The organism is Lysobacter tyrosinilyticus, from assembly GCF_054779815.1.
The window spans coordinates 1134991-1161556 of the sequence record NZ_BAAGXN010000001.1; the positions used below are offsets into that span (position 1 = coordinate 1134991).

25 protein-coding genes, 1 other RNA gene, 1 pseudogene and 1 riboswitch are annotated in these 26566 nt (G+C 66.3%); of the genes and pseudogenes, 21 read left to right on the forward strand and 6 right to left on the reverse strand.

The genetic code is table 11. The annotated features are described in order from the left end of the window. The first annotated feature begins 36 nt into the window (after positions 1-36). The 9 genes from nrdR (at position 37) to thiL (ending at position 7516) form a co-directional block, all read left to right on the forward strand. Positions 37-555, forward strand: a complete 519-nt coding sequence (nrdR, locus tag ACYVGK_RS04835; RefSeq protein WP_460732096.1) for a transcriptional regulator NrdR — start codon at positions 37-39, stop codon at positions 553-555. After that, entirely contained in the window at positions 552-974 is a 423-nt protein-coding gene (locus tag ACYVGK_RS04840; protein ID WP_460732097.1) for a hypothetical protein, read from the forward strand. The genes nrdR and ACYVGK_RS04840 overlap by 4 nt, the downstream gene beginning before the upstream one ends. Next, complete coding sequence (gene ribD, locus ACYVGK_RS04845; RefSeq protein ID WP_460732098.1) at positions 967-2070, forward strand: bifunctional diaminohydroxyphosphoribosylaminopyrimidine deaminase/5-amino-6-(5-phosphoribosylamino)uracil reductase RibD; 1104 nt, start codon at positions 967-969, stop codon at positions 2068-2070. The genes ACYVGK_RS04840 and ribD overlap by 8 nt, the downstream gene beginning before the upstream one ends. 251 nt (positions 2071-2321) lie before the next feature. Further along, complete coding sequence (locus ACYVGK_RS04850; RefSeq protein WP_460732099.1) at positions 2322-3074, forward strand: class I SAM-dependent methyltransferase; 753 nt, start codon at positions 2322-2324, stop codon at positions 3072-3074. Between the two features lie 173 nt (positions 3075-3247). Further along, a riboswitch (FMN riboswitch) is annotated at positions 3248-3410 on the forward strand. 132 nt (positions 3411-3542) lie between these two features. Further along, complete coding sequence (locus ACYVGK_RS04855; RefSeq protein WP_460732100.1) at positions 3543-4148, forward strand: riboflavin synthase; 606 nt, start codon at positions 3543-3545, stop codon at positions 4146-4148. A 124-nt stretch (positions 4149-4272) separates the two neighbouring features. Beyond that, positions 4273-5394 carry a 3,4-dihydroxy-2-butanone-4-phosphate synthase gene (ribB, locus tag ACYVGK_RS04860; protein ID WP_460732101.1) on the forward strand — a complete coding sequence of 374 codons (1122 nt, stop codon included), beginning with the start codon at positions 4273-4275 and terminating at the stop codon, positions 5392-5394. Between the two features lie 110 nt (positions 5395-5504). Further along, positions 5505-5972 carry a 6,7-dimethyl-8-ribityllumazine synthase gene (gene ribH / locus ACYVGK_RS04865; protein ID WP_460732102.1) on the forward strand — a complete coding sequence of 156 codons (468 nt, stop codon included), beginning with the start codon at positions 5505-5507 and terminating at the stop codon, positions 5970-5972. Beyond that, a complete protein-coding gene (gene nusB / locus ACYVGK_RS04870) occupies positions 5969-6427 on the forward strand; it encodes a transcription antitermination factor NusB (RefSeq protein ID WP_460732103.1) in 459 nt (152 codons plus the stop codon). The genes ribH and nusB overlap by 4 nt, the downstream gene beginning before the upstream one ends. A 120-nt stretch (positions 6428-6547) precedes the next feature. Then, positions 6548-7516 (forward strand): thiamine-phosphate kinase, encoded by a 969-nt coding sequence (gene thiL, locus ACYVGK_RS04875; protein ID WP_460732104.1) that lies wholly within the window; start codon positions 6548-6550, stop codon positions 7514-7516. Positions 7517-7535: 19 nt separating this feature from the next. On the opposite strand, the gene ACYVGK_RS04880 is transcribed toward thiL, so the two are convergent. The 5 genes and pseudogenes from ACYVGK_RS04880 to ACYVGK_RS04900 all read right to left on the reverse strand — a co-directional run. Continuing rightward, on the reverse strand, positions 7536-8555 hold the full coding sequence (locus tag ACYVGK_RS04880; RefSeq protein WP_460732105.1) for a patatin-like phospholipase family protein: 1020 nt from the start codon (positions 8553-8555) through the stop codon (positions 7536-7538). Positions 8556-8732: 177 nt separating this feature from the next. Next, positions 8733-10133 (reverse strand): FAD-binding oxidoreductase, encoded by a 1401-nt coding sequence (locus ACYVGK_RS04885; protein ID WP_460732107.1) that lies wholly within the window; start codon positions 10131-10133, stop codon positions 8733-8735. Positions 10134-10176: 43 nt separating this feature from the next. Next, positions 10177-10710 carry a metal-dependent hydrolase gene (locus tag ACYVGK_RS04890; protein WP_460732109.1) on the reverse strand — a complete coding sequence of 178 codons (534 nt, stop codon included), beginning with the start codon at positions 10708-10710 and terminating at the stop codon, positions 10177-10179. 3 nt (positions 10711-10713) lie between these two features. Then, positions 10714-11109 (reverse strand): YraN family protein, encoded by a 396-nt coding sequence (locus ACYVGK_RS04895; protein ID WP_460732110.1) that lies wholly within the window; start codon positions 11107-11109, stop codon positions 10714-10716. A gap of 19 nt (positions 11110-11128) precedes the next feature. Next, positions 11129-12328 (reverse strand): annotated as a pseudogene (locus tag ACYVGK_RS04900) (penicillin-binding protein activator); the annotation flags it as partial. Between the two features lie 249 nt (positions 12329-12577). Between ACYVGK_RS04900 and rsmI the strand changes: the two are divergent. Beyond that, positions 12578-13405: a 16S rRNA (cytidine(1402)-2'-O)-methyltransferase gene (gene rsmI / locus ACYVGK_RS04905; RefSeq protein ID WP_460732111.1), complete on the forward strand. Its 828-nt coding sequence runs from the start codon at positions 12578-12580 to the stop codon at positions 13403-13405. A gap of 182 nt (positions 13406-13587) precedes the next feature. Next, positions 13588-13936: RNase P RNA component class A (rnpB, locus tag ACYVGK_RS04910), an RNA gene on the forward strand. Between the two features lie 244 nt (positions 13937-14180). Here the strand turns inward: rnpB and ACYVGK_RS04915 are convergent. Further along, positions 14181-14753: an ester cyclase gene (locus ACYVGK_RS04915; RefSeq protein ID WP_460732112.1), complete on the reverse strand. Its 573-nt coding sequence runs from the start codon at positions 14751-14753 to the stop codon at positions 14181-14183. Positions 14754-15157: 404 nt separating this feature from the next. Here ACYVGK_RS04915 and mraZ point away from each other — a divergent pair, with 404 nt between their 5' ends. The 10 genes from mraZ to murC are packed head-to-tail and all read left to right on the forward strand — an operon-like array spanning position 15158 to position 26566. Further along, positions 15158-15604 (forward strand): division/cell wall cluster transcriptional repressor MraZ, encoded by a 447-nt coding sequence (gene mraZ, locus ACYVGK_RS04920; RefSeq protein WP_460732113.1) that lies wholly within the window; start codon positions 15158-15160, stop codon positions 15602-15604. Further along, complete coding sequence (rsmH, locus tag ACYVGK_RS04925) at positions 15601-16554, forward strand: 16S rRNA (cytosine(1402)-N(4))-methyltransferase RsmH (protein ID WP_460732115.1); 954 nt, start codon at positions 15601-15603, stop codon at positions 16552-16554. The genes mraZ and rsmH overlap by 4 nt, the downstream gene beginning before the upstream one ends. Beyond that, complete coding sequence (gene ftsL, locus ACYVGK_RS04930; protein ID WP_460732116.1) at positions 16551-16817, forward strand: cell division protein FtsL; 267 nt, start codon at positions 16551-16553, stop codon at positions 16815-16817. The genes rsmH and ftsL overlap by 4 nt, the downstream gene beginning before the upstream one ends. Further along, on the forward strand, positions 16814-18736 hold the full coding sequence (locus ACYVGK_RS04935; protein WP_460732117.1) for a peptidoglycan D,D-transpeptidase FtsI family protein: 1923 nt from the start codon (positions 16814-16816) through the stop codon (positions 18734-18736). Before ftsL ends, ACYVGK_RS04935 begins: the two co-directional genes overlap by 4 nt. Beyond that, positions 18733-20205 carry a UDP-N-acetylmuramoyl-L-alanyl-D-glutamate--2,6-diaminopimelate ligase gene (locus tag ACYVGK_RS04940; protein ID WP_460732118.1) on the forward strand — a complete coding sequence of 491 codons (1473 nt, stop codon included), beginning with the start codon at positions 18733-18735 and terminating at the stop codon, positions 20203-20205. The genes ACYVGK_RS04935 and ACYVGK_RS04940 overlap by 4 nt, the downstream gene beginning before the upstream one ends. Continuing rightward, complete coding sequence (locus ACYVGK_RS04945; protein ID WP_460732119.1) at positions 20202-21593, forward strand: UDP-N-acetylmuramoyl-tripeptide--D-alanyl-D-alanine ligase; 1392 nt, start codon at positions 20202-20204, stop codon at positions 21591-21593. Before ACYVGK_RS04940 ends, ACYVGK_RS04945 begins: the two co-directional genes overlap by 4 nt. 2 nt (positions 21594-21595) lie before the next feature. Next, the gene (mraY, locus tag ACYVGK_RS04950; protein WP_460732120.1) at positions 21596-22693 is read left to right on the forward strand and encodes a phospho-N-acetylmuramoyl-pentapeptide-transferase; all 1098 of its coding nucleotides are present in this window, start codon (positions 21596-21598) and stop codon (positions 22691-22693) included. Further along, a complete protein-coding gene (ftsW, locus tag ACYVGK_RS04955) occupies positions 22693-24003 on the forward strand; it encodes a putative lipid II flippase FtsW (protein ID WP_460732121.1) in 1311 nt (436 codons plus the stop codon). The genes mraY and ftsW overlap by 1 nt, the downstream gene beginning before the upstream one ends. Further along, positions 24000-25115 (forward strand): undecaprenyldiphospho-muramoylpentapeptide beta-N-acetylglucosaminyltransferase, encoded by a 1116-nt coding sequence (gene murG / locus ACYVGK_RS04960; RefSeq protein WP_460732122.1) that lies wholly within the window; start codon positions 24000-24002, stop codon positions 25113-25115. The genes ftsW and murG overlap by 4 nt, the downstream gene beginning before the upstream one ends. Next, positions 25112-26566: a UDP-N-acetylmuramate--L-alanine ligase gene (murC, locus tag ACYVGK_RS04965; protein ID WP_460732123.1), complete on the forward strand. Its 1455-nt coding sequence runs from the start codon at positions 25112-25114 to the stop codon at positions 26564-26566. The genes murG and murC overlap by 4 nt, the downstream gene beginning before the upstream one ends.

The following is a 26566-nucleotide window of genomic DNA, read 5'->3' on the forward strand; positions in this document are numbered from 1 at the left end:
CTTGATCCCGCGTGAAGCCGAGGCCACCCTAGACACATGCATTGCCCCTTTTGCCAGCACATCGACACCCGCGTGATCGACTCGCGCGTTTCCGACGACGGCGCCACGATCCGTCGGCGCCGGGTCTGCGAGGCCTGTGGCGAGCGCTTCAGCACGCTGGAAACCATCGAGCTGAAGCTGCCGCTGATCATCAAGAGCGACGGTCGCCGCGAGGCGTTCGACGCACGCAAGCTGCGGGCCGGCTTCGACCGTGCGCTGCAGAAGCGGCCGGTGGCGGAAGAGCAGATCGAAGCCGCCGTGCGCGCCGTGGTCCACCATCTGCGCATGACCGCCGAGCGCGAACTGGATTCGCGCCGCGTCGGTGAATACGTGATGGCGGAACTGCGCAAGCTCGACCACGTGGCTTACGTGCGGTTCGCGTCGGTGTATCGCGCCTTCGAGGACGTCGCCGATTTCCGCGAAGTCCTGGACCGGCTGGAACACGACAATGCAACCGAAGGCCAGCTGGCGCTGATCGAAGACGAACCGCCGCCGACCAAGAGCCGCAAACGGTGAATGCCCTTCGCGCCGGTTTCGTCGCCTTCGCGCTGACGCTGTCGGTGGCGATGTCGGCGCAGGCGGGCAAGCTGCGCAAGCCTGAAGCGGTGGTCGTGAAAGTCGAGCAGAAACTCGCCGGTCACTATTACCTCGAAGGCATCATGGAAACCGGCTCGGAGCTGCAGCTCGACGAACGCGGGCATTTCCAGTGGTATTTCAGCTACGGCGCGCTCGATCTCACCGCCGACGGGAGCTGGAGTTACGAAGGCGGCAACGTCGTGCTGTCGCCCGAGCACTTCCAGTTTCCGCCGCAATATCCCGAAACCGAATTCAAGCGCATGCAACTGCGCGTCGACGGCGCCGATCTCGTTCCCGCGTGGCCGTGGGAAGAGGGCGCCGAGCGCGGCCGTTATGTGCTGAGCAAACCGCATGAGTGACCCGATGTTCAGTGCTACCGATCACCTGATGATGGCCCGCGCCCTGCGCCTGGCCGAACGAGGCGCCTACACCACTCGTCCCAATCCCATGGTCGGCTGCGTCATCGCGCATGGCGAGGACGTCGTCGGCGAAGGCTTCCATGCCAAGGCCGGCGAACCGCATGCGGAAGTCCTCGCGTTGCGCGCCGCCGGTGAGCGTGCGAAGGGCGCCACCGCCTACGTCACGCTGGAACCGTGCGCGCATGTCGGCAAGACCGGTCCGTGCGCCGACGCGTTGATCGCCGCAGGTGTGTCGCGCGTGGTCGCGGCGATGCGCGATCCGTTCCCGCAGGTCGACGGTGTCGGTTTCGAGAAGCTGCAGGCCGCTGGCATCGCGGTGGAAATCGGTTTGATGGAAGCACAGGCGCGCACACTCAATCGCGGCTGGCTGTCGCGCATCGAGCGCGGCCGGCCGTGGCTGCGGGTGAAGCTGGCGACCAGTCTCGACGGACGCAGCGCATTGGCCAGCGGTGAATCGAAGTGGATCAGCGGCGAGGCGTCGCGCCTCGACGTGCATCGTTGGCGCGCGCGTGCTGGCGCGATCCTGACTGGCGCGGGCACGGTGTTGATGGACGATCCCAGTCTGACCGTGCGCTTCGAAGACGGCACCCCGTTCGAGCCGCCGCTACGCGTGGTGCTCGATCCGGGTCTGGCCACCGTCGCGCGCGGACACGTGCGAGAGGGCGATGCGCCCACGCTCTACATCCATGCGCCCGACGCGAAGCCGCCGCGTGGCATCGATGCGCAGACTGCGCCTGCGCCGGTGCATGAGGGTCGTTTCGATCTCGCCGCCGTGCTGCAGCTGTTGGCGGCGCGCAACATCAACGAAGTGCAGGTCGAGGCCGGTGCGACGTTGGCCGGTGCGTTCCTCGCCGCAGGACTGGTCGACGAAATCCTGCTGTATGTCGCGCCTGTTTTGCTGGGGGATCGTGCAAGGCCGCTGTTCGATGGCCTGCACATCGACGAGATGACGCAGCGGCTGCACATGCGCATCGTCGAGTCGCGGCGGATTGGTGATGACGTGCGCTTGCTGTTGCAGCCGAGCACCGAAGGCTAAGCCGGCGCGACGGAAACAGGCCCCGGGGCGGTTGTGCGCGTGAAAGGCGAAAGAACCGATGAAACGTCGCGGAGCAGGTGCTTTTGCTCGTCATCCCGGCGAACGCCGGGATCCAGCAGTTGCTGTTGCTTCCAATGAGAATCAAAGGCTGGATGATCAGCCTTCGGCTGCTGTAAAGCGCCTCCGACGTTCGCCTGGATGACGAAGTCGTGGTAACGATGTTGTTTGTGTGATGGCCTAGGAATGCGCTCATGAGCTTCAAGGACCATTTCTCCGGCGTGGCGGATGCCTACGCCGCCGCCCGTCCCGAATATCCGGACGAGCTGTTCGATCTGATCGCGACGCACGTGCCGCGTGAGGCACGCGTCTGGGAACCCGGTTGCGGCAGCGGCCAGGCCACGCGCGGCCTGGCCGCACGCTTCCCGCACGTGTACGCGACCGATCCGAGTGCGCAGCAGATCGCCCAGCATTGGGCGCAGGCCGGCGCCCGCAATGTCAGCGTCGCGGTGGAACCCGGTGAGCGCACGACGTTGCCCGATGGCAGCGTGGAGTTGGTGGCGGTCGCGCAGGCGCTGCACTGGTTCGATCGCGCGGCCTTCTTCGCCGAATGCGAGCGCGTGCTGGTTCGTGGCGGCCTGCTGGCCGCGTGGGGTTACGGCGATTTCATCGCGCCCGAGGGCATGGTCGAGGCAGTCGAGGACTTCCGCGCGTTGATTGAACCGTACTGGCCGCCGGAACGCGCCCTGATCGACGCGCACTACGCCGGCCTCGAATGGCCATTCCCGGCCCAGCCGGCGCCGGCGTTGTGGCTGGAGGCGGAGTGGTCGCTGCCGCATTTCCTGCGGTATCTGTCGAGCATGTCGGCGGTGGCCCGTTGCCGTGCCGACCTCGGTGAGGATCCCGTGTCTCGGCATGCGCCCGCGCTTACCCAGGCATGGGGCGAAGCGGACGATGTGCGCACGATCCGCTGGCCGTTGTTCCTGCACCTGCGAAGGACGCCGTAGGTCTGAAGGGGCCGAGATCAGCGCTTCGCGTCTGAGGCTCGCCTTTCCGGTGAAAAGCGCCCGCACGCGGACTGACTCGGCGCGCGGCGGCGCGTTCGGCAGCGAGGTGGTCGGGGCTCCCCGCGGCGCGGTGTTAGAATGCGCGCCGCCGGTCCGCCGGCACTCACAACTCGTAACGTCTTCAGGGCGGGGTGCAATTCCCCACCGGCGGTAGGTGCGATGAGGCCCGATGGGCCGAGCGCACGAGCCCGCGAGCGCCTCCAGAGCATCGGAGGGTCAGCAGATCCGGTCGAATGCCGGAGCCGACGGTCATAGTCCGGATGAAAGAAGACGGCTTCCGCATGGCATCCGCTGCCGTGCGTGTGCCTCATGCCTTGGGGCGTTTTTCGCCAGCTATTTCGCGGGAAACGTTCACATGTCCAAGCTCCAGTTCCACCTGGTCACCGCCTCCGTGCCGGAGGTGCGCTGATGTTCACCGGCATCATTGAAGGCGTCGGCCGCATTGCGATGCTCGAGTCGCGCGGCGGCGACGTGCGGCTGCGCGTCGAAGTCGGCACCTTGCCGTTCGAGGCGGTGCAGCTCGGCGAAAGCATCGCTGTAAACGGCGTCTGTCTCACCGTGATCGAATTCGACGCGATCGCGTTCGCTGCCGATGCGTCCAACGAAACCCTGTCGCTCACCACGCTCGGCCGCCTGCAGGTCGGTGCGGCAGTGAACCTCGAACGCGCGATGCGTCCCACCGATCGTCTCGGCGGTCACCTGGTCAGCGGTCACGTCGACGGCGTCGGTCGTGTGCTCTCGATCGCAGAGGATGCACGCGCGCAGCGCTGGCGTTTCGCCGCACCCACCGCGCTGCTGCGCTATATCGCGAAGAAGGGTTCGATCTGTGTCGACGGCGTCAGTCTGACCGTCAACGAAGTCGATGCCGAGGGCTTCGAGGTCGCGCTGATTCCGCACACCGTGTCGCACACCGCCTTCGCGCAGACGAAGGTGGGCGACGCGGTAAATCTCGAAATTGATCTGGTCGCGCGTTACGTCGAGCGATTGCTGACAGGTCGTAGCGACAACAACTGAACAACCACTTCGTCATCCCGGCGTACGCCGGGATCCAGCCTTTGACCTCAACGTGCAAGGGCAACCGCTGGACCCCGGCGTGCGCCGGGGCGACGAGCAAGAAATGACGCCGAGGCATAAAACCATGTCCTTTTCCCCCATCCCCGAACTGCTCGAAGAAATCCGCGCCGGCCGCATGGTCGTCATCGTCGATGACGAGGACCGCGAGAACGAAGGCGACCTGATCATGGCCGCTGAACTGGTGCGCCCGCAGGACATCAACTTCATGGTCACGCACGCGCGCGGGCTGGTCTGCCTGTCGCTGACGCGCGAGCGTTGCCGCCAGCTCGGCCTGCCGCCGATGGTGCGCGACAACACGTCGCCGCATCACACCAACTTCACCGTCTCGATCGAAGCGGCCGAAGGCGTGACCACCGGGATCTCCGCCTACGACCGCGCGCATACCGTGCGCACCGCGGTGCGTCCGGATGCGAGCGCGGCCGATCTGAGCCAGCCCGGCCACATCTTCCCGCTGATGGCGCAGCCCGGTGGTGTGCTCAACCGCGCCGGCCACACCGAAGCGGCGAGCGATCTCGCCTTGCTCGCCGGCATGGAGCCCACCGGCGTGCTGGTGGAGATCCTCAATCCCGACGGCTCGATGGCGCGCCGTCCCGAGCTGGAAGTCTTCGCCCGCGAACACGGGTTGAAGATGGGCTCGATCGAAGACCTGATCCGCTACCGCCTCGCCACCGAACACACCATCGAGCGCGTCGACGAACGCGAGATCGAGACCGAACATGGCGCCTTCCGCCTGGTGAGCTACCGCGATCGCCTCAGTCACGCACTGCATTTCGCGATGGTGCGTGGCGAAGTCGACGCGGATAAGCCGACGCTGGTGCGCGTGCACGTGCAGAACCCATTGGCCGACGCGTTGCACTGGCGCCGGGCCGATTTCGGTCCCGCCGTCGGCGATGTCCTGGCCGCGATCGCGCGTGAAGGCCGCGGTGCGCTGGTACTGCTCGGCGACCACGCCGACGCCAATGCGCTACTGGCACGCGTGCGCGCGCACGATGCCGACCACGCGGAGCCGAGCCAGCGTCCGAGCCGCGGTCATGCCCTGGCCGAATGGCGCCGCAATGGCGCGGGCGGGCAGATCCTCGCCGATCTGGGCCTGGGCAAGCTGCGCGTGCTGGGTACGCCGCGCAAGCAGATCGGCCTGGCTGGCTTCGGCCTGGAGGTGGTCGAGTACGTCCAGATCGACCCGTAGGTGCCGGGCTTGCCCGGCACGGCGATCCAGGCACGCGCCGAATAAACCCGGCACGGACCAGACCTCACCCCCGGCGCGGTAAACTGCGCGCCCCCACGAGACCATCGTCCATGTCCCATTACGAAGGCGATATGCGCGCCGCCCCCGGCGCCCGCTTCGCGATCATTGCCAGCCGCTGGAACCCGCGCATCACCGATACGCTGGTCGCCGGCGCGCGCCGTACCTTCGCCGATCACGGCGTGGCCGAAGAGGCCGTCGACGTGATCCGCGTGCCGGGCGCGTGGGAGCTGCCGCTCGCGGCCGCGCGGCTCGCGAAGCAGGGTTCGCATGCCGCCATCGTCGCGCTGGGCTGCGTGGTGCGCGGCGATACCCGCCATTACGAGCAGGTCGCCGACGGTTGTTCCGATGGCCTGATGCGCGTGGCGCTCGACCACGGCGTGCCGGTGGCCAATGGCGTGCTCGCGGTCGACCGCTTCGAGGATGCGCAGGCCCGCGCCGGCGGCAGCCATGGCAACAAGGGCGAAGAGTGCGCGCTAGTCGCGCTGGAAATGGCGCAACTGCTGGAGCAAATCGCATGAATCGTCGCCGTTCCGATGGCATCGACCCCGTCGCCCGTTCGCGCGCGCGTCGTCGCGCGCTGCAGGCCGTGTATGCCTGGCAGATGTCGGGCGCCAGCGCGCGCGAAGTGATCGCGCAGTTCGCCCACGAACAGGCCCACGAAGTCGCCGACCTCGAATACTTCGAGGACCTGGTGAACGGCGTCGACAAGCACTGCGACGAACTCGATACCGCGCTCGCGCCGTTCCTCGATCGCGACATCGAACAGGTCGATCCGATCGAACGCGCGGTGCTGCGCATCGCCGCCTACGAACTGCGCCAGCGTCGCGACGTGCCGTACCGCGTAGTGATCAATGAGGCGATCGAAACCTCCAAGCGTTTCGGTGCCGAACACGGCCACACCTACGTCAACGGCGTGCTCGATCATGCCGCGGCGCAATGGCGTTCGGTGGAAGTGCAGTCGGCCAGGAAGTAATCGGAGCTTCGGCTCCGGCTCGCTCGATGAAGGAAAAGCATTACGGAGGCGCAGTGAACCCTGATCTCCGTCCGATGTGCATCGGTATTCATCACGCGCCGCGGCGCGTTGGAGCGCGTCGTGGTTGAGAGTCCCCAGGGCGCAGCGGAATTCGACCTGATCGAGCGCATCCGTCGCCGCGCCGTGACGCGCCACGATGTCGTACTCGGCATAGGCGACGACGCGGCGATCGTGCAGGTTCCGGCCGACCGCCAGCTGGTGATTGCCGCCGACACCATCAATCGCGGCATCCATTTTCCCGACAACACCGCGCCTGCCGATATCGGCTGGAAGGCGCTGGCCGTGAATCTGTCCGATCTAGCATCGATGGGTGCGGAGCCCGCGTGGTGCACCTTGTCGCTGTCGCTGCCGAGCGGCGATGCGGGGTGGGTGGATGCCTTCCTCGATGGATTCCTCGAGCTTGCCGGACAGCATCGCGTAGCCCTGATCGGCGGCGACACCACCCGCGGTCCGCTCTCGGTGAGCGTGACCGTGCATGGCTTCGTTGCGCCTGGCTGCGCATTGCGCCGCAGTGGCGCGCGCGTAGGAGACGACGTGTGGGTGAGCGGAACGATCGGCGATGCCGCCGGCGCGTTGGCGCAATGGCGCGCCGGCGCCGTTGTCCAACCGGAGTTGCGGGCGCGTTTGGACAGGCCGGATCCCCGTTTGGCACTGGCTTCCCGACTCGTCGGGATTGCGCATGCCTGCGTCGACATTTCCGATGGCCTGCTCGCGGATCTGCAGCATGTCTGCGCGGCGAGTGGCGTGGGCAGCGAAGTCGAACTCGACGCGCTGCCGGCTTCAGCGGAATTGAGCGCGGCATTCGAAGTCGCGCGACGCCAGGCCATCCAGGCGACGGGCGGCGACGACTACGAACTGTGCTTCACCGCGCCGACGTCGGCGCGGACAACTATCGAAGGACTCGCGACGGAAACGGCAACGCCCGTCACGCGCGTGGGCCGCATCATCGCAGGCAACGGCACTCGCGCGTTGCAGACTGACGGGAGCGAATGGAGCGCGCCCAGCACGGGCTTCGTCCACTTCGCATGAGTTGCCGCTAGAGCAGCGCTTACTTCGAATCCGTCACAGCCTCGTCGCACTTCTTGCCGAACAGGCCACCCAGAGGGCCTGGCTTGCACGGCTCCGGCTGCTTCACCGGCGCGGGCGGCGTCGCCGCGGCGATGCGGTCGGCACGCAGCTTCGCCAGCTGCGCCTTGATCTGCGGCATCACCGCCAGCGCGGCGCGTTCGCCTTCGAGGATCGCATTGTTGCGCTGTTCGAAATCGGCGGCGCCGATGTCGTTGACGCTCGGACGGATCACGACGTTCGCGCGTGCCAGCTCTTGCTGGCCGAGCTTCTGACCCATGATCGTGATCGACTGGTTCACCGTGCCAAGCAGGCTGCCCGGATTCTTGCCGTTGGCCTTGGACGAGATGTCGACGGCGATGACGTAATCGGCGCCGAGCTGGCGTGCGGCATCGACCGGCACGGGGCTGACCACGCCGCCGTCGACGTAATGCTTCTGGCCGATCACCACCGGTTCGAACACGCCGGGGATGCTGCTCGATGCACGCACGGCCTGACCGGTGTTGCCGCGGATGAAGACGGTGCGTTCGCCGGTTTCCAGTTGCGTGGACACCACGGCGAACGGCTTCTTCATGCGCTCGATCGGACGATTGGCGACGAGCTGGTTGACGTAATCCTGCAGCTTCTGGCCCTTCACCACTCCGCCGGAGAACAGGCTGACGTCGCGGATTTGCGTTTCGTCCAGGCCGAACGCCGTCTTCTGCATCTGGAATGCATCCATGCCGCTGGCATACAGCGAGCCGACCACGCTACCGGCGCTGGTGCCGGAAACCACGTCGATCTGGATGCCGTTGGCTTCGAGCATCTTGATCACGCCAATGTGCGCGAAGCCCTTGGCTGCGCCGCCGCCGAGCGCGATGCCGATGCGGATTGGCTTCACCTGGATCGGCTTGGGGACCGGAGTGGGTTCCACCACGGTGGGACGCGTGTCGCCGCCGCTGGCGCAGGCTGCGAGGAGAGTGAGCGAGAAGGCGGCGAGCAGGGCGAGCGGACGGGCGGACATCGGGCTTGGGCGGGATGCGTGGAAGCGAGGCGCGCAGGATACCGTTGTGGCGGGGTGGATTTCTGCGGATTGGGGCGGAGTGGGGCTGTTTAGTTCAGGTGATTGGGTCGTGGACGGGCGATCAAGCGGGTGGTTTGCCATGGTCAGCCGCTGCGGCGGCCTCGATGGAGCCGTGGCCTAACTTTGGTCGCGGCGCGGCAGCAGCTTGTCGGGATTCAGGATGCCGGCCGGGTCGAATACCGCCTTGATGTGCCGCATCAGATTCAGCGTCGCCGGATCAATGGCCTGCGGCATGAAGTCGCGCTTGGCCAGCCCGATGCCGTGTTCGCCCGACAGCGTGCCGCCCAGCGACAAGGTGAGCGCGAAGACCCGGGCAAGGGCGGCGTGGGCGCGCTGGCTTTGTACGGCATCGCCCGGATCGAACAGGATGTTGACGTGCAGGTTGCCGTTGCCGGCATGGCCGAAGCAGACGATCGGAAGATCGAATTCGACAGTGAGCCCGCGTACGCCGTCGACGAGTTGCGGGATGCACGAAACCGGCACGACCACGTCTTCGTTGATCTTGCCGGGAGCCAGCGTGCGCAGGGCAGGGGATAGCGCCTTGCGTGCACTCCACAGCTTTTCGCGCGTCGCATCGTCGGCGGCATCGTCCAGCGAGACCAGGCCGTCGCCGTCGGCCGCACGCATCAACGCCTCGACAGCGTGCGGCAAGGTGTGCGCATCGCCATCGGCTTCGATCATCAGCAGTGCACCGGCGTCGGGCGGCAACTCGGCACCACCGACGTCGCGCGCCAGGCGCACGCAATCGCCATCCATGAACTCCAGCATCGACGGCGTGACCGCTTGCGCCATCAGGCGCGCGACGGCCTGCGCGGCGGCGGCGACATCGCGGTACAGCGCGCGCACCACGCGCCGCTGCGGCGGCAGTGGCGTGAGCCGCAACGTGGCATCGACGATCAGGGCGAGGGTGCCTTCACTGCCCACCAACAGGCGTTGCAGGTCGTAGCCGGTCGCACCCTTGGTCGTCGCGGTACCGCAATGAATGAGTTCGCCGGTGCCGGTGACAGCGGTCAACGCAAGCACGTTGTCGCGGCTTGCACCGTATTTCACCGCGCGCGGTCCACCAGCGTTGCAGGCGAGATTGCCACCCACCGTGCTGAAAGCCGCGCTGGTGGGATCCGGCGGCCAGAACAGGCCATGGGATTGCAGTGCGGCCTGCAGCTCGCCATTGAGCACGCCCGGTTCGACCACGGCGCAGCGGTCACCAGGGCGTATCTCGAGGATGCGATTCATGCGTTCAAACGAAACCACCACGCCACCCCGCACTGGGACCGACGCACCGGTGGTATTGGTGCCACGTCCGCGCGCGATCACCGGGACGCGATGTTCGAAGCAGGCGCGCACCAATTGCTGCACCTGCTCACGTGTGGTCGGCAGCGCGACCGCGTCGGGCAATGCTTCGCGACGTGAATTGTCGTAGGCGTAGGCGAGACGCTCGCCGGGATCGGTGAGCCAGCCATGCCCAGCGCCCAATAGCGCAGAGAGTTCGTATTCCAGCGCGGCAGGCAGGTGGCTCATGCCTGCATTATGGCGCGGTATGGACAGTCCCTCCTGGCGAACATCACGAGGCGCGAGGCCTTCCTGCGCGCACCACGCCGATAGTCAGGGACAGTCCCAGCGTGGGCAGCCATACCCAGCAAAATTCGGAAGCCAGCACGGCGATTCCGCGCCCACTGAAGAAGCCGGCGCCGATCGGCGAAACCGCAATCGGCCGCCAGGGCGCGAACAGTCGCGCATCCGACCACGGCCACATCAGGGCGACGCCCAGGCCGCCGTTGGTCAACGCATCCAGCAACGGATGCGAAGCGGTGCATGCAAACAGCCAGCATCCGGCCAGCGTGCGCTTGCATTGCAGTGCCCCCGCACCGAAGGCGCCGAGCAGGCCGACGCACACCGCGAACAACAGCGAATGGCTCGCGCCGCGATGCCCGAAATCATCGGCATAGGCGATACCGAACTTGAACGCGACCACATCGAAGTCCGGCAGCATGGCGGCCATCGCTCCGGCGATCAGCAGGCGTCGTGGAATCGTGCGCTTGCCGAGAGCCGCTCCCAAAGCCAGCGGGACGATCGCGTGAGTCAGAACGGTCGGCATGGCTCAACAGTCATCGGCGCGAAACGCATCGCGCAGCCAGTGCAGCCGCGGCAGATTCGGGTCGCCTTCCGCCTCCACGACATCGAAGCGACAGGCCAGGTTGGCCAGGCGCGGGTGAGAAGCCAGGAAGGCCTGCGCGGCATGCACGATCTTGCGACGCTTGGCTGCATCGATCGAGGCAGCACCACCGCCGAAGCGGGCGCTGCGGCGATAGCGCACTTCGACGAACACCAGGGTCGCCAGGGCACCGGCGCCGTCGAGCATGACCAGGTCGAGTTCGCCGAGGCGGTAGTTCGCGTTCGCGGCGACTTCGCGCAGACCTGCGCGGATCAGGTGCGCGCGGGCGGCGGCTTCGATCGTCGCGCCGATGGCGCGGCGATCCAGGGCTGGCTTGTCCATAAGCCGTGAGATGAGGCGATCAGTGTCGTGAAGCATCCGCGAGCGGCACCGCGACGCCGCCCTGGAAAGTCGACCACGCCGGTGTGCGCTGCACGTTGCCGAAGCCGTCGATGCGCAGGATGCCGGTGGCGCCGTTGATGCCGTCGGCCGAAGTCGCGAGATGTTCCAGGTATGCCGTGATCAGCCACGCGTCGTAGCCGAACGCGAACAGGCGCGCGGCCGGGCCCTTCGCATTGGGCAGCATCTCTGCGGCGGTGGACGGCGGCGGCAGGCCGCGCACGCCGCGCGTGGTCCAGCTCTCGCTCGGGAAGGCAATGCCGTCGAGGACGCGGGCTTCCTCCACCTTGCCGGTGCCCGAGAGCAGTTGCGAAGTCGCCACGCGCGGCTTGCCGGCGAGGCCGGCCAGCGCGAGGCGCGGCATCAGCTGACGGGCGATGCTGCCCTTGACCGCGAGGAAGATCGCGTCGACACCGCCCTGCTTGGCGGCGAAGGGTGCGAAGTCGGCGACACTCTCGTTCACCACGTCGGTGACCGCTCCGCCGCGTTCGGCCAGGCGTTCGCGCAAGGCATTCACGGCTCGACGTTGCGTGTCGTCTTCCGCGCTCACTACGAGCACGCGCCGCGCACCGCGTTCGAGCAGCAATTCTGCTGCGGCAATGCCTTCGTCTTCCGGCGACAGGGAGAAGCTCGCATTGCCGACCGGCGGCGGTACTTGCGCACGGTTGAGTGCGAGCAGCGGCACCGGCAGCGTGCCGCGATTGAACAGGACATTGACCTCGTCGCGGCCGAGCGGACCGACAACGAAGTCGTTGCCCTCGGTCACCGCACGGTCATAGGCCGCAGCCGCGCCCGTGGAGGTGTCGTAGAACGCGATTTCAGGACGCCGGCGCGTTTCGCCGTAGTAACCGGTGAGGAAGCCATCGCGCACCGGCGCCGCGGCTGTGGCAAGGTTGCCCGACAACGGCAGCAGGACCGCCAGCTTCACCGGCGGGCGGTAGCCGTCGCTTTCCGCCGGCGGGCGATTGCCGGCAGCGAACTTCCAGGCGGCGCGGTCGAAGGGGCGCGGCAGCGGCAAGCCACGGCGCAACAGCGCGCGGCCGGCGTAGTTGTAGAGCGGATTGCCGGCGCCCAGGCTCGCGGCTTCGCGCTGCAGCGTGGCGTTGTCGAGCGAGGCGAGCAGCGTGTCGATCTGCTTGTCGGTCTGCACGCGGTCGGCGCCGCCTTGCGTGACGGCTTGCTTGGCCAGCGTTTCCGCCTGCACCATGGCTTCGGTGCGCGGGCCGTGGCCGGTGGCCACGCCACCAGTGGTCTGCACGGTCGCGCAGCCAGCCTGCATCAGCAGCAGCGTGGCGCCGAGTATCCAGGCGGCAGACCGCAGGCGGGCGGGCGAAAGCTTCGACAGGCTCATCGGCGCGGTATTCCTTGGGGGACCGGGTAGGATTCTAACCGTCCTGTCGATTTCCCCCAGATGCAAACTCCCGGCACCCTTCACATTGTCGCCACGCCAATCGGCAATCTCGGCGATCTTTCACCCCGTGCGCTTGACACGCTGCGCAACGTCGCCGCGATCTGCGCCGAAGACACCCGTCATACCCGCCAGTTGCTATCCCATTTCGGGCTGGAGCGGCCGCTGATCGCGCTGCATCAACACAACGAAGATGCGCAGGCCGCCCAACTGGTGGCTCGCCTGCGAGCCGGCGAGTCGCTGGCGCTGGTCTCCGATGCCGGAACGCCCTTGGTCAGCGATCCCGGCTTCCGGCTGGTCAGTGCGGCCCGTGCCGCCGGCGTGCGTGTGTCGCCCGTACCCGGCGCCTGCGCGGCGATCGCGGCGCTGAGCGTGGCGGGCCTGCCGAGCGACCGCTTCGTCTTCGAGGGCTTCCTGCCTGCCAAGGCATCGGCGCGGCGCGAGCGGCTATCCAAGCTGAGGGGGGAGGCGCGCACGTTGATGTTCTACGAGTCCGCGCATCGCATCGAGGAAACGCTAGAGGACATGGCGGCCGTGTTCGGCGGCGAGCGCCGTGGAGTGATCGCGCGCGAGCTCACCAAATTGTTCGAAACCGTGCTCGATGGACCGCTGTCGGTGCTGCGCGCGCGCGTGACCACCGATGCCGACCAGCGCAAGGGCGAATTCGTGGTGATCGTGGAAGGTGCCGGCGAGAACGCTGACGCGAAGATTGTCGAAGGGCAGCGCCTGTACGCAAAGCTCAGCGAGTACCTGAAGCCGTCGCAGGCGGCGAAGCTCGCTGCCGAGCTCAGTGGCGCGCCGCGCAAGGCGCTCTACGGCGGCCAGGACTAAGGCCTTGTAGAGCGGAGCTTGCTCCGCTGCCTTGGCTCTGTAGGCCCCGGACCTGACCGGATCGCACTTTGCGCCAAGACACGCAATAGCAACAGCAGCGGAGCTAGCTCCGCTCTACAAAACGGCCGAATGAATGGCGCCTCAGGTCGGCGCCGGTCGATTCCCGTAGAATTGCCGACGGCGGAGTCGGCCGGGCAGTCGCGTCATTCGAAAGAATGCCGAGGAAAGTCCGGGCTCCACAGGGCACGGTGCCAGGTAACGCCTGGGCGGCGCGAGTCGACGGAAAGTGCAACAGAAAGATACCGCCGATGGCTCTTCGGAGATCAGGCAAGGGTGAAATGGTGCGGTAAGAGCGCACCGCGAGTCCGGTAACGGACCGGCACGGCAAACCCCACCGGGAGCAAGACCAAATAGGGAGGCAATGCCGCGGCCCGCGGTGTCTCCGGGTAGGTTGCTTGAGCGTATCGGTGACGATGCGCCTAGAGGAATGACTGTCCACGACAGAACCCGGCTTATAGGCCGACTCCGCCCTTTCATCGCTCCGCGATGAAAGGGCGGCCCACGGTTTTTCGTTTGCGATGAAGCGTCGCAAACGGAAAACCGCGGGTCCCGCTAAGCACTTCCAATCCCCGCAGCTTCGCCGCGCCCCCTTACAAAGGGGGCTTTGCACCAGAAGGGCCGCGGGCGATTGCGCTTTGCTCTTCTCCCTCCCTTTCGCGCAGCGAAGGGGAGGGCCGGGGAGGGGTAAAGCTTTTGCTCTTTGCGATGTTGGCGACTATTTCGCCAGCCCGATCTGCTTCATGAAGGCCTGGTTGTCCCAGAACAGCCACTCTTCCTTCATCACGCCATTCTCCCAGCGGCCGATGGTGACCATTTCGAGCTTGAACGGCTTGTTGGTCGGCGGAATGCTCCTGCCGTCGGGTGTCGGCATCGGCTGGCTGAAGGTGCCCTCCATCACGCCCGTGACTGCCGTGTAGTTGTCCTGGGCGATCTTGATGGGATGCGTCTTGATCTTCGTGTCGGGCGCGAACACGAACTGCTGCTTGAGATCGGCGATGTGCGGCTCGATGCCGGTCGTGATGCGGCCGTCAGGCCAGTGCACGACGATGTCGGGCGCGTGGCTCTTCGACAGTTCGTCCCACTTCTGGTTGCTGTAGACGTTGAAGTCGAGGTCGTCGAAGTTGGCGAGATTTTTTGCCTGCTCGGCGCTTTCGGCCTTGATCCGATCCATCTCGACGGCATCGGCGGTCGGGGCGGGGCTCGCGGGCATTTCATTGGTGTGCGAGGTGCAGCCGGTGATGGCCGTCAACAGCGCGGCCAGCAGGGCAGTGCGGTGCAGGGCGTTCATTGGCATCTCCGGTCTGTGCCCGGGGCAGCCTAGGCGCGTCGGCGTTAATCGGCGGTGGCAGCGCCGGGGCGTCTGGGATGGCGGCCGGCCTTGCCGTGCTATTTGCTGCGACGCAGCAAGAACGGCGGTGCGTTCCAGCCGATGCCCGATTCCCTTTCGGTTTCGCCGTTCAGTCTCAAAAAATGAGACGAAACAAAGCTTAGGGTGAAACTGTTGATCAAGACTCTGAAGTTCGCTGCAAGCCATTGATACGCAAAGTGAATTTGCCTCCACAAAAGCGTTGACAAGCCTTGGGGCCCTGCTAAGGTGGGCAACAGAGGGAAAACCGGGTTTTTCGTGGTTTTTCCGGCGAAGGTGACCCCAAAGCCGCCCGGTAGAGGCGGAAAACGTGGCAAGGCAGGCGAATGTTCCAAGGCGAAACCGCCATCACGATCGACGACAAGGGCCGGCTGGCGGTGCCCACCGCCTACCGTGACCTCGTCGCGCGCGAATGCGGCAACCGCCTGGTCATCACCTACAACCCCTTCGAATCCGGTTCCCTCTGGCTGTACCCGATGGCGGTGTGGGAGCGCGTGCGCGACCAGGTCAACGCCTTGCCGAAGGCCAAGAAGGTCAATCGGGCGATGCAGCTCAAGCTGGTTGGCGCGGCGGAATTCGTCGAACTCGACGGCAATGGCCGCGTCAGCATCCCCGCCAGCCATCGCGCGGCCGTGGGCATCGAGAAGAAGGCAGTGCTGCTGGGCATGGGCGACAAGTTCGAACTGTGGAGCGAGCAGGCGCACCACGCACAGATCCGTCAGACGGTGTCCGACGAGGATCTGAGCGACGAGCTGCTCGAGCTGCAGCTATGACGGCGGGTGGCAGCGGACGCGAAGCGGCGTCCGGCCACCTTCCCGTGATGTACCGGCAGTGCCTGGAAGCCCTGCAGGTCAAAGCGGAAGGAACCTACCTGGACGGCACGTTCGGGCGCGGCGGGCACGCGCGCGGCGTGTTGCAACAACTGGGCGCCGGAGGCCGGCTGCTGGTCATGGATAAGGATCCCGAAGCGATCGCCGTTGCCGAACGCGAGTTCGGCGCGGATGCGCGTGTGGCGATCTTCCGCGGCAGCTTCGCCCAGCTTGCGCAGTGGGAAGCCACCGCCGGCGGCCTTGACGGCGTGCTGCTCGATCTGGGCGTGTCCTCGCCGCAACTGGACGTCGCCGAACGCGGCTTCAGCTTCGGCAAGGACGGTCCCCTCGATATGCGTATGGACCCGGATTCGGGCGAGAGCGCCGCGCAATGGCTGGCGCACGCCTCCGACAAGGTCATCGCGGACGTGCTGTGGACCTACGGCGAGGAGCGCCAGAGCCGCCGCATTGCCCGGGCTATCGTTGCGCGTCGCGTAGAGACGCCGCTCACCCGCACCGCCCAGCTGGCCGACCTGATCGCGTCGGTCGTGCCGCGCGGTGACCAGAAGATCCATCCGGCGACCCGCAGCTTCCAGGCGATCCGCATCTTCATCAACCGTGAGCTGGCCGACCTCGAAGCCGGCCTCGACGCCGCTTTCGCGCGCCTCAAGCCCGGCGGCCGCCTCGCCGTGATCAGCTTCCACTCGCTGGAAGACCGCATCGTCAAGCAATTCATTAACCGTCACGCCAAGGCACCGCCGGCCAATCGCCGCATGCCGGTGGAAATCGCCTTCACGCCGACGCTGAAGATGATTGGTGACGCGCAGAAGGCCGACGAGACCGAAACCGCGGCCAATCCGCGCGCCCGCAGCGCCGTGCTGCGGGTGGCGGAAAAGCTCCCGGAGGTCGCATGACCTGGCGCCTCCTGCTCACCGTGCTGGTGGTGGCCAATGTGGCCACGGCGCTCGCGATCGTCCATGCCCGTCACGAGCATCGACAGCTGTTCGTGCAGTTCAACCGGCTGGAAAAAGAGCGTGATGAGCTCAATATCGAATTCGGCCGTCTGCAGCTGGAGCAGGCGACCTGGGCCGAAAGCAACCGCATCGATCAGGTAGCGCGCGACCGGCTTGGCATGAAGTTTCCCGAAGGCGCCGAAACCGTGGTGATCCGTCCATGAGCGCCCGCAACGACCGCAACCGCCAGAATTTCGTCGGCAGGGTTGTCGACGCGCTGCGCGCCCGACTCGCCGCGCAATCGGCGACGGGCGGGGCGCGCGTCCGTCGCGGCAACGGTCTGGATCTGCGCAAGCGTCTGATCATCGTCGCCGGCGTGCTCGGCCTGGGTTCCCTGGCGCTGGTCGTGCGCGCCTTCGACGTGCAGGTGGTGAACAACGCCTTCTACCTGCAGCAGGGACAGGCGCGTTCGCTGCGGGAAATTCCCATCCCGACCTCACGCGGCATGATTACCGACCGCAACGGCGAGCCGCTGGCGGTTTCGACGCCGGTTGAGTCGGTGTGGGGCAATCCGAAAGAGCTGCTGGAGAATCCGGCAAAGATTCCGGAGCTGGCGGCCGCGCTGGGTGTGCCGGCCGATGTGCTCACGCGCAAGCTCAGTCAGCGTTCGACCAAGGAATTCCTGTACCTCAAGCGTCGCATCAGCCCCGAACAGGCGCGCCGCATCCTCGCGCACAACATTCCGGGCGTGTTCTCGCAGCGCGAATTCCGTCGTTTCTACCCGCAGGGTGAAGCGATGGCGCACGTGCTCGGCTTCACGAATGTGGACGATCGCGGACAGGAAGGACTGGAGCTGTCGTTCGATCACATCCTCAGCGGCGAACCCGGTTCCAAGCGCGTGATCCGCGACGGCCAGGGCCGCATCGTCGAGAGCGTCGACCTGATCGAGCCGGCCGTGCCGGGACAGGATCTCACCCTGACGATCGACCGCCGCATCCAATTCCTGGCCTATCGCGAACTGCGCAACCAGCTGCAGAAGACTGGTGCGAGCAGTGGCTCGGCGGTGATCCTCGATATCGCCACGGGCGAAGTGCTGGCGATGGTGAACCTGCCCAGCTTCAACCCCAACGCCGCAGCCATGGGCACCATGGACACGCACCGCAACCGCGCGGTGACGGACGTATTCGAGCCGGGTTCGACGATGAAGCCGATCACCGTCGCGGCCGCGCTCAACGCGCGCATCGTCACGCCGGACACGCGCATCGACCTCAATCCGGGCTGGATGGCGCTCGATCGCAAGTACACCGTGCGCGATCACAACAACTACGGTGTGCAGACCGTCACCGGCATCATCACCAAGAGTTCGAACATCGGCGCGGCCAAGCTAGCCGCGCGGATGAACGATCAGTATTTCTACGACTTCGTGCGCCAGTTCGGTTATGGCCAGAAGCCCGGCAGCGGCTTCCCTGGCGAATCGTCCGGTGTGCTCGCAGCGCCTGCGCGCTGGAGCGGCACCACCAAGGCAACGATGTCCTACGGCTACGGCATGTCGGCCACGCCGCTGCAGATCGCGATGGTTTACGCCTCGCTGGGCAACGGCGGCAAGCTGATCACGCCGACCTTCGTGAAGGGCGAGCGTCACGAGCCCAAGCAGGTGCTCGACCCGCAGATCGCGCGTGAAGTGATGAAGATGATGCAGACGGTGACCGAAACCGGCGGTACCGCCACGCAGGCAGCCATCCTCGGTTATCACGTCGCCGGCAAGACCGGCACCGCGCGCAAGTTCAGCGAAACCGGCGGTTACACGCGCCGCTACCTGTCGTACTTCGCCGGTGTGGTGCCGGTGCAGAACCCGCGCTTTTCGATGGTCATCGTCATCAACGATCCGGATCCGGAGCGTGGCTACTTCGGTGGCCTCGTATCCGCCCCGGTGTTCCGCAACGTCATGGACGGCGCGCTGCGCCTGATGGACGTGCCGCCGGACGACATCGATACCTGGATGGCGGCGCAGAACAAGGCGCAACGCGCTAACGAGTTGCGGGGCGAAGAAGGGCCGGTATTGCCCGACGCCTCCGCGGCGGCACTCGCCGAAGCGACGCTGCCCGATCCGGTCGACGTACCCACCGCAGGAGGCACGCGATGAGCCGCGACATGCTCCTGCGCGAACTGCTTCCCGACGTCGCCGGCATCCCCGGCGATCTGCGCATCAACGGTCTGGTCATGGACAGCCGCGAGGTGAAGCCGGGCCATGCTTTCGTCGCGATCGCGGGGTTTGGTGCGCACGGTCTGAAGTTCGTCGACCAGGCGCGTGCGGCTGGGGCGAGCGCAATCCTGTTCGAAGCTCCGGCGCCGGCCGATCTGCCCGCACCGGCGGATGCGATCGCCGTACCGAACCTGCGCGCGCGCCTGGGCGACCTGGCCGATCGCTTCCATGACAGCGTCACCGACGCGATGACGATGGTTGGCGTCACCGGTACCAACGGCAAGACTTCCAGTGTGCAGCTGCTGGCGCAGGCGTGGACGTTGCGCGGTACGCGCTGCGGCACGATCGGCACGCTCGGTGCGGGCTTGTACGGGCAGGTCACGCCGACTGGCTTCACCACGCCACTGGTGCTCAAGCTGCACGACCTGCTCGCGCAGCTGCATGACGCCGGTGCACAGGCAGTGGCGATGGAAGTCAGTTCGCACGCGCTCGATCAGGGGCGTGTGGATGGCGTGCATTTCGATGTCGCCGTATTCACCAATCTCACCCGCGACCACCTCGATTACCACGGCGACATGGACACCTACGGCGCCGCCAAGGCGCGCCTGTTCGTGTGGCCGGGCCTGCAGGCCGCCGCGATCAACCTCGACGACGAATACGGTCGCCGTCTGCATGCGGACTTGCCGCCGACGGTGAAGCCGATCGGTCTGAGTTCGCGTGGCGCCCGTAATGCCATGCTGCGCGCCGACGCGCTGCGCCTGGACAGCGCCGGTATCGCCTTCGATTTCATCGTTGGCGATGAGGTCCACCCGGTGCGTTCGCCGTTGCTGGGTCGCTTCAATGTCGACAACCTGTTGGCGGTGGCGGGCGCGTTGTACGCGCTGGGCGATTCCCCGGCGCTGATCGCCGCGACGCTGTCGCAGCTGCAGCCGATCCATGGCCGCATGAACCGCCTCGGCGGCGACGGCGTGAAGCCGCTGGTGGTCATCGACTACGCACATACCCCGGATGCGCTGGAGCAGGCGTTGAAGTCGCTGCGCGCTCACGCGCAGGCGCGCCTGATCTGCGTCTTCGGTTGCGGCGGTGAACGCGATCGCGGCAAGCGTCCGCAGATGGCGGCGATTGCCGAGAGCAACGCCGATGTGGTGATCGTCACCGACGACAACCCGCGCGCCGAGGACGGTGACCAGATCGTCGCCGACATCCGCGCCGGCTTCGCCAGTGCCGACGCTGTGATCGTGCAGCGCGACCGCGCCAAGGCCATCGCGCGCGCCGTCGCCGAAGCCGGCCCCAACGACATCGTGCTCATCGCCGGCAAGGGCCATGAGCCGTACCAGGAAATCAACGGCGTGCAGTACCCCTTCGACGACACGCAAGTCGCGAAACACGAACTGGAGGCGCACGCATGAAGCCCCTGCACCTCTCCGACATCGCACGCATGACCGGCGGCCGCCTGCACGGCGACGACGTGATCATCGATGCCATCGTCACCGATACCCGTGCGCTGCTGGTCGGTGGGCGCACGCTGTTCGTCGCGCTGAAGGGCGAACGCTTCGACGGCCATGACCACGTTGCGGCCGCGGCGCAGGATGGGGTGGCTGCTGCGCTGGTGGCGCGCGTCGTCGATGCATCGACCGCCAACGGCACGCTGCCGCAAGTGGTTGTCGCCGATACCGAACGCGCGCTGGCCGACTTCGCCGCCGCCATGCAGCGCGAGCGTAATGGCGTGAAGGTGATCGGCATCACCGGCAGCAACGGCAAGACCAGCGTGAAGACGCTGTTGCTGTCGATCCTGTCGCGCGCTGGTCGCGCCTATGCCAATCCGGGCAACCGCAACAACGAGATCGGCTTGCCGCTGGCGGTGCTCGACTCGCCGGAAGACGCGCAGTTCGCCATCTATGAGATGGGCGCAGGCAAGCCGGGCGACATCGCCTATCTGACTGATGTGGCACGTCCGGATGTGGCCATCGTCAACAACATCGCGCCGGCGCATCTGGAACGCATGGGCAGTCTGCTCGGCGTCGCCGATACCAAGGGCGCGATCTACGACGCGCTGCCGCAGGACGGCGTCGCCGTGATCAACGCCGATGAAGCCTTCGCGCCGTTCTTCGCCGAACGCTCGCACGGTCATCGCCTGATCCGCTTCGGTCTCGAATCCAGCGCGGACGTCACCGCGCGCGGCATCGTGCCGACCGACGGCGGTTCGCGCTTCGTGCTGGTCGCGCCGCAGGGTGAAGCCGCGATCGACCTGGCGATGCCGGGTCGTCACAACGTGCGCAATGCGCTCGCCGCGGCTTCGATCGCGCTGGGACTGAACGTCACGCTGGAAATCATCGCTGCAGGCCTCAATGCGGCCGAACCGGTCGCCGGTCGCCTGATCGCGCATCGCCTGGGCATTGGCGCCGTGCTGATCGACGACAGCTACAACGCCAATCCCGGCTCGCTGGCCGCCGCCATCGATACGTTGGCCGATGCAAGCCGCGGTGGCGAGGGCTGGCTGGTACTGGGCGACATGCGCGAACTCGGCGTCGATGCCGCGCAGATGCATGCCGAAATGGGGCGCCGCGCCAAGGCGGCCGGCATCAAGCGGCTGTACTCGCTGGGCGAACTGAGCGCGGCGGCCGGGAAGGCCTTCGGCGAGGGTGCCTTTGAATTCACCGATCACGACACGCTGATCGCCGCGTTGCGCGCGGAACTGCGCAGCGGCGTGCGCGTGCTGATCAAAGGCTCGCGCGGCAGCGCGATGGACAAGATCGTGAAGGCGCTGGTCGCCTCCGACGCAGTGCAGGGGAACTGAACATGCTTCTTGAACTCTTTCGTTGGCTCGAACAGCTGCAAAGCCTCTTCGGCCTGTTCGGCTACCTGACCTTCCGCGGCATCCTCGCGGCGCTGACGGCATTGTTCCTGTCGCTGTGGTGGGGCCCGGCGGTGATCCGTCGGCTCGCCCAGCTCAAGGGCGGCCAGCCGATCCGCAAGGACGGCCCGCAATCGCATTTCTCCAAGGCAGGCACGCCGACCATGGGTGGCGCGCTGATCCTGTTGACCATCCTCGCCTCGGTGCTGCTGTGGGGCGATCTGCGCAACCGCTACGTCTGGCTGGTGCTTGCGGTGATGATTACGTGTGGCGCGATCGGCTGGTGGGACGACTGGATCAAGATCGTCAAGCGCGATCCGAACGGCATGCGTTCGCGCACCAAGTATTTCCTGCAATCGATCATCGGTCTGGGTGCGGGTTTGTTCCTGTACTACACGGCCGACGTGCAGTCGGCGACCACGCTGTACATCCCGTTCTTCAAGAACGTGGCGTTGCCTCTGGTAGGCATCGGCGGCGTGATCTTCTTCATCGCGATCGCCTATCTGTGGATCGTCGGCTTCTCCAACGCCGTGAACCTGACCGACGGCCTCGACGGCCTGGCGATCATGCCGACCGTGCTGGTCGCCTGCGCGCTGGGTGTGTTCGCCTATGCCTCCGGCAACGCGGTGTTCTCCAACTACCTGCAGATTCCGCAGGTCCCAGGCGCCGGTGAGCTGGTGATCATCTGCGCGGCGATTGCCGGTGCGGGGCTCGGCTTCCTGTGGTTCAACACCTACCCGGCCATGGTGTTCATGGGCGATATCGGCGCGCTCGCGCTGGGTGCCGTGCTTGGCAGCATCGCGGTGATCGTGCGCCAGGAACTGGTGCTGGTGATCATGGGTGGCATCTTCGTCATCGAGACGCTCTCGGTGATGATCCAGGTCGCCTCGTTCAAGCTCACCGGCAAGCGCGTGTTCCGCATGGCGCCGATCCATCACCACTTCGAACTGAAGGGCTGGCCGGAGCCGCGCGTGATCGTCCGCTTCTGGATCATCTCGGTGATCCTCGTGCTCATCGGTCTGGCCACGCTGAAGATCCGCTGATGAACGATCTCTCGCGCCAGGCAACACGACTCGACGAAATCGGCGGCCGCTACGATCCGTGGCTGCTGGCGATTTCGTGCGTGCTCGCGTGCCTGGGCGTGGTGATGGTCGGCTCGGCGTCTATCGCTATCGCCGAAGGCCAGAATGCCGGGCCGTTTTATTACCTGACCCGTCACGTCGTGTTCGTCGCCATCGGCGTTGGCCTGGCCATCACCGCCATGCGTATGGAGATGAAGACCATCGAGCAGTACAGCCAATGGCTGCCGATCGCAGCGCTGGTGTTGCTGTTGCTGGTGGTGCTTCCGGGTATTGGCTACACCGCCAAGGGCGCGCGCCGCTGGCTGAACCTCGGTATCGGTACGTTCCAGCCGGTGGAAGCGGTCAAGCTGATGCTGATCGTATGGCTGTCGAGCTACCTCGCGCGCTTCCGCGACGAAGTGAGCGCGACCTGGCGCGCGATGATCAAAGTGCTCGCGGTCGCCGGTTTAATGGTCGGCATCCTGCTGGTGGTCCACAAGGATTTCGGTTCGTCCGCGCTGCTGCTCGCCATAACCGCGGGCATGCTGGTGCTGGGCGGCGCCAACCTGCCGCGCATGCTGCTGCCGGTGCTGTGCGTGCTGCCGGTGCTGGCACTGATGATCCTGATGGAGCCGTACCGCGTGCAGCGCCTGGTGTCGTACCGCGACCCGTGGGCCGATCCGTTTGGCTCCGGTTACCAGCTGACCAATGCATTGATGGCCGTGGGGCGTGGCGAGTGGTTCGGCGTTGGTCTCGGCGCGTCGGTGCAGAAGCTCTCCTATCTGCCCGAAGCGCATACCGACTTCATCATGGCAGTGATCGCCGAAGAACTCGGTTTCGTCGGCGTATTCGCCGTCATCCTCCTTTTCGCCGCGCTGGCCGGGCGTGCCTTCTGGATCGGGCTGAAGTGCGTGGAGATGCGCCGTCACTTCGCGGGCTATGTCGCCTTCGGCATTGCTCTGTGGATGTCGCTGCAGAGTTTCGTGTCGATCGGCGTGAATCTCGGGCTGTTGCCGACCAAGGGCCTGACCCTGCCGCTGATTTCCTCGGGCGGTTCGAGCGTGATGATGACCTGCGCGGCGCTGGGCGTGCTGCTGCGGGTGTCGTTCGAACTCGACCGCGCGCAGCGCCAGGTCGCGCGTCTGCGCGGCGAAGCGCAAATCCCGTCGGTGGGCGTGCCGTCGATCACCCAGCCCTTGCCGGTGGTTGCGGGCAACGAGGCGCGCGGCACGAGCCGCCTGCGCCAGCGTGTCGAACCGGTATTCGAGAAATCTTTTGGAAGGACGGCATGAGCGTATCGAACGCCGCCACTGATTCCGACCTGCATCCGGTGATGATTCTCGCCGGTGGGACGGGCGGTCATATCTTCCCCGGTCTCGCCGTGGCGAAGGCACTGCGCGAGCGCGATGTGCCGGTGTTGTGGCTGGGCAGCGAAGGCGGCATGGAAACGCGTCTGGTTCCGCAGCACGGTATTGCGATCGACACCATCGCGGTGCGTGGCGTGCGTGGCAAGGGCATCGCGACGCTGCTGTCCGCTCCGTTCAAGCTGCTGGGTGCGGTGAACGCCGCACGACAGACGCTGCGTCAGCGCCAACCGCGTGCAGTGGTGAGCTTTGGCGGTTTCGCCGCCGGTCCTGGCGGTCTGGCCGCAAAGCTGGCCGGCATCCCGCTGATCGTGCACGAGCAGAATCGTGCGCCGGGCATGACCAACCGCGTGCTGTCGAAGTTCGCCCGTCGTGTGCTGTGCGGTTTCCCGCAGACCTTCGCAAATGAGGAAGTCGTCGGCAATCCGGTGCGCGCGGAAATCTCCGCGGTGGCGCCGCCGGAGCAGCGTTTCGCTGGTCGCGAAGGTGCATTGCGCCTGCTGGTGCTCGGTGGCAGTCAGGGCGCACGCGCGCTCAACGCGGCAGTGCCCAGGGCGATCGCTTCGATGCCACGCCAGATTCGCTTCGACGTGCGTCACCAGTGCGGCGAGAAGATGCGCGAGGATGCGGTCCGTGCGTACGCCGAAGCCGGCGTCGAAGCTTCAGTTGAACCCTTCATCGCCGACATGGCCGCGGCCTACGCCTGGGCCGACATCGTGATCTGCCGTGCCGGCGCGCTCACGCTCGCCGAACTGTGTGCGGTCGGCGTGGGCAGTGTGCTGGTGCCGTTTCCGCAGGCCGTTGACGACCACCAGACCAAGAACGCGCAGTTCCTGGTTGATCGCAATGCTGCGCAGCTGTTGCCGCAGGGCAGCGACGTCAACGATCTGGCCCAGCGCCTGTCCGCGACGCTGGAAATCCTCGGCGAACGCGAATTGCTGCTGCCGATGGCCAAGGCCGCGCGTGCGCTGGCCAAACCCGACGCGGCCGAACGTGTCGCCACGATCGTGCTCGAACAATCGAACAAGGAACATCCATGAGCCCGCAGACCCGCCATCGCATGCAGCACGCCGGCGACCTCATCGCCAGTGGCGGCGCCGGTGCGCGCGTGCACTTCGTCGGCATCGGCGGCGTGGGCATGAGCGGCATTGCCGAAGTGCTGTGCACGCTGGGCTACCAGGTGTCGGGCTCGGACATGGCCGACAACGCCGTGACGCGGCGCCTGTCGTCGCTTGGCATCAGCGTGATGCGCGGTCACGCGGCCGCCAACGTGCTGGGTGCCGATTGCATCGTCGTCTCCTCGGCCATCAAGCACGACAATCCGGAACTGATGGAAGCCCACGCGCAGCGCATCCCGATCGTGCCGCGTGCGGAAATGCTGGCCGAGCTGATGCGCTTCAAGCGCGGCATCGCCGTGGCTGGCACGCACGGCAAGACAACGACCACCTCCCTGCTGGCCAGTGTGCTTGCCGAAGGCGACGTCGACCCGACCTTCGTGATCGGCGGCAAGTTGCTCGCTGCCGGCGCCAACGCACGCCTGGGCAAGGGCGACTGGCTGGTGGCGGAAGCCGATGAAAGCGATGGCAGCTTCCTGCGTCTGAACCCGCAGATCGCGATCGTCACCAATATCGACGCCGATCATCTGGAGAACTACGGCGGCGAATTCGCCAAGGTGAAGGCGGCGTTCGACGAATTCCTGCATCACCTGCCGTTCTATGGCCTGGCCGTGCTGTGCATCGATGACGCGGAAGTGGCGGCATTGGCCGCCAAGACGACCCGCCACGTGATGACCTACGGCTTTGCCGAACACGCGGATGTGCGAGCCGAGGATGTCTCGCAGCAGGGCGCGCGCATGCTTTTCACGCTGTGCTTGCCCGACGGCAGCCGCACGCCGGTCACGTTGGCCCTGCCGGGTCGCCACAACGTGCAGAACGCGCTCGCCGCTGCGGCGGTGGGCTGGCAGTTGGGTGTGGAGACCGCGGCGATTGCACGCGCGCTGGAGAACTTCGCCGGCATCGGTCGCCGCTTCAACCTGCTCGCGCAGCTCACCACCACCAAGGGCGCGACGGTGCAACTGGTCGACGACTACGGTCACCACCCGAAGGAGCTGGAGGCAGTGTTCGCCGCGGCGCGCGGCGGTTGGCCGGAAAAGCGACTGGTCGTTGCCTTCCAGCCGCATCGCTACAGCCGCACCCGCGATCTGTTCGACGAATTCGCTGCGGTGCTGTCGAGCGTGGACACGCTGGTGCTCACCGAGGTCTATCCCGCCGGCGAAGCCCCGATCGCCGGTGCCGATGCGAAGTCGCTGGCGCGCGCGATCCGCACGCGTGGTCGCGTCGATCCCATCGTCGTCAACGGTGCGGCTGATCTGGCCACTGTGCTGCCGGACGTCCTCAACGACGGCGACCTGCTGCTGATGATGGGCGCGGGTGATATCGGCCACGCCGCGCAGCAGATAGCGAGCAATGGTTTCGCAGGAGAACAAAAGTGA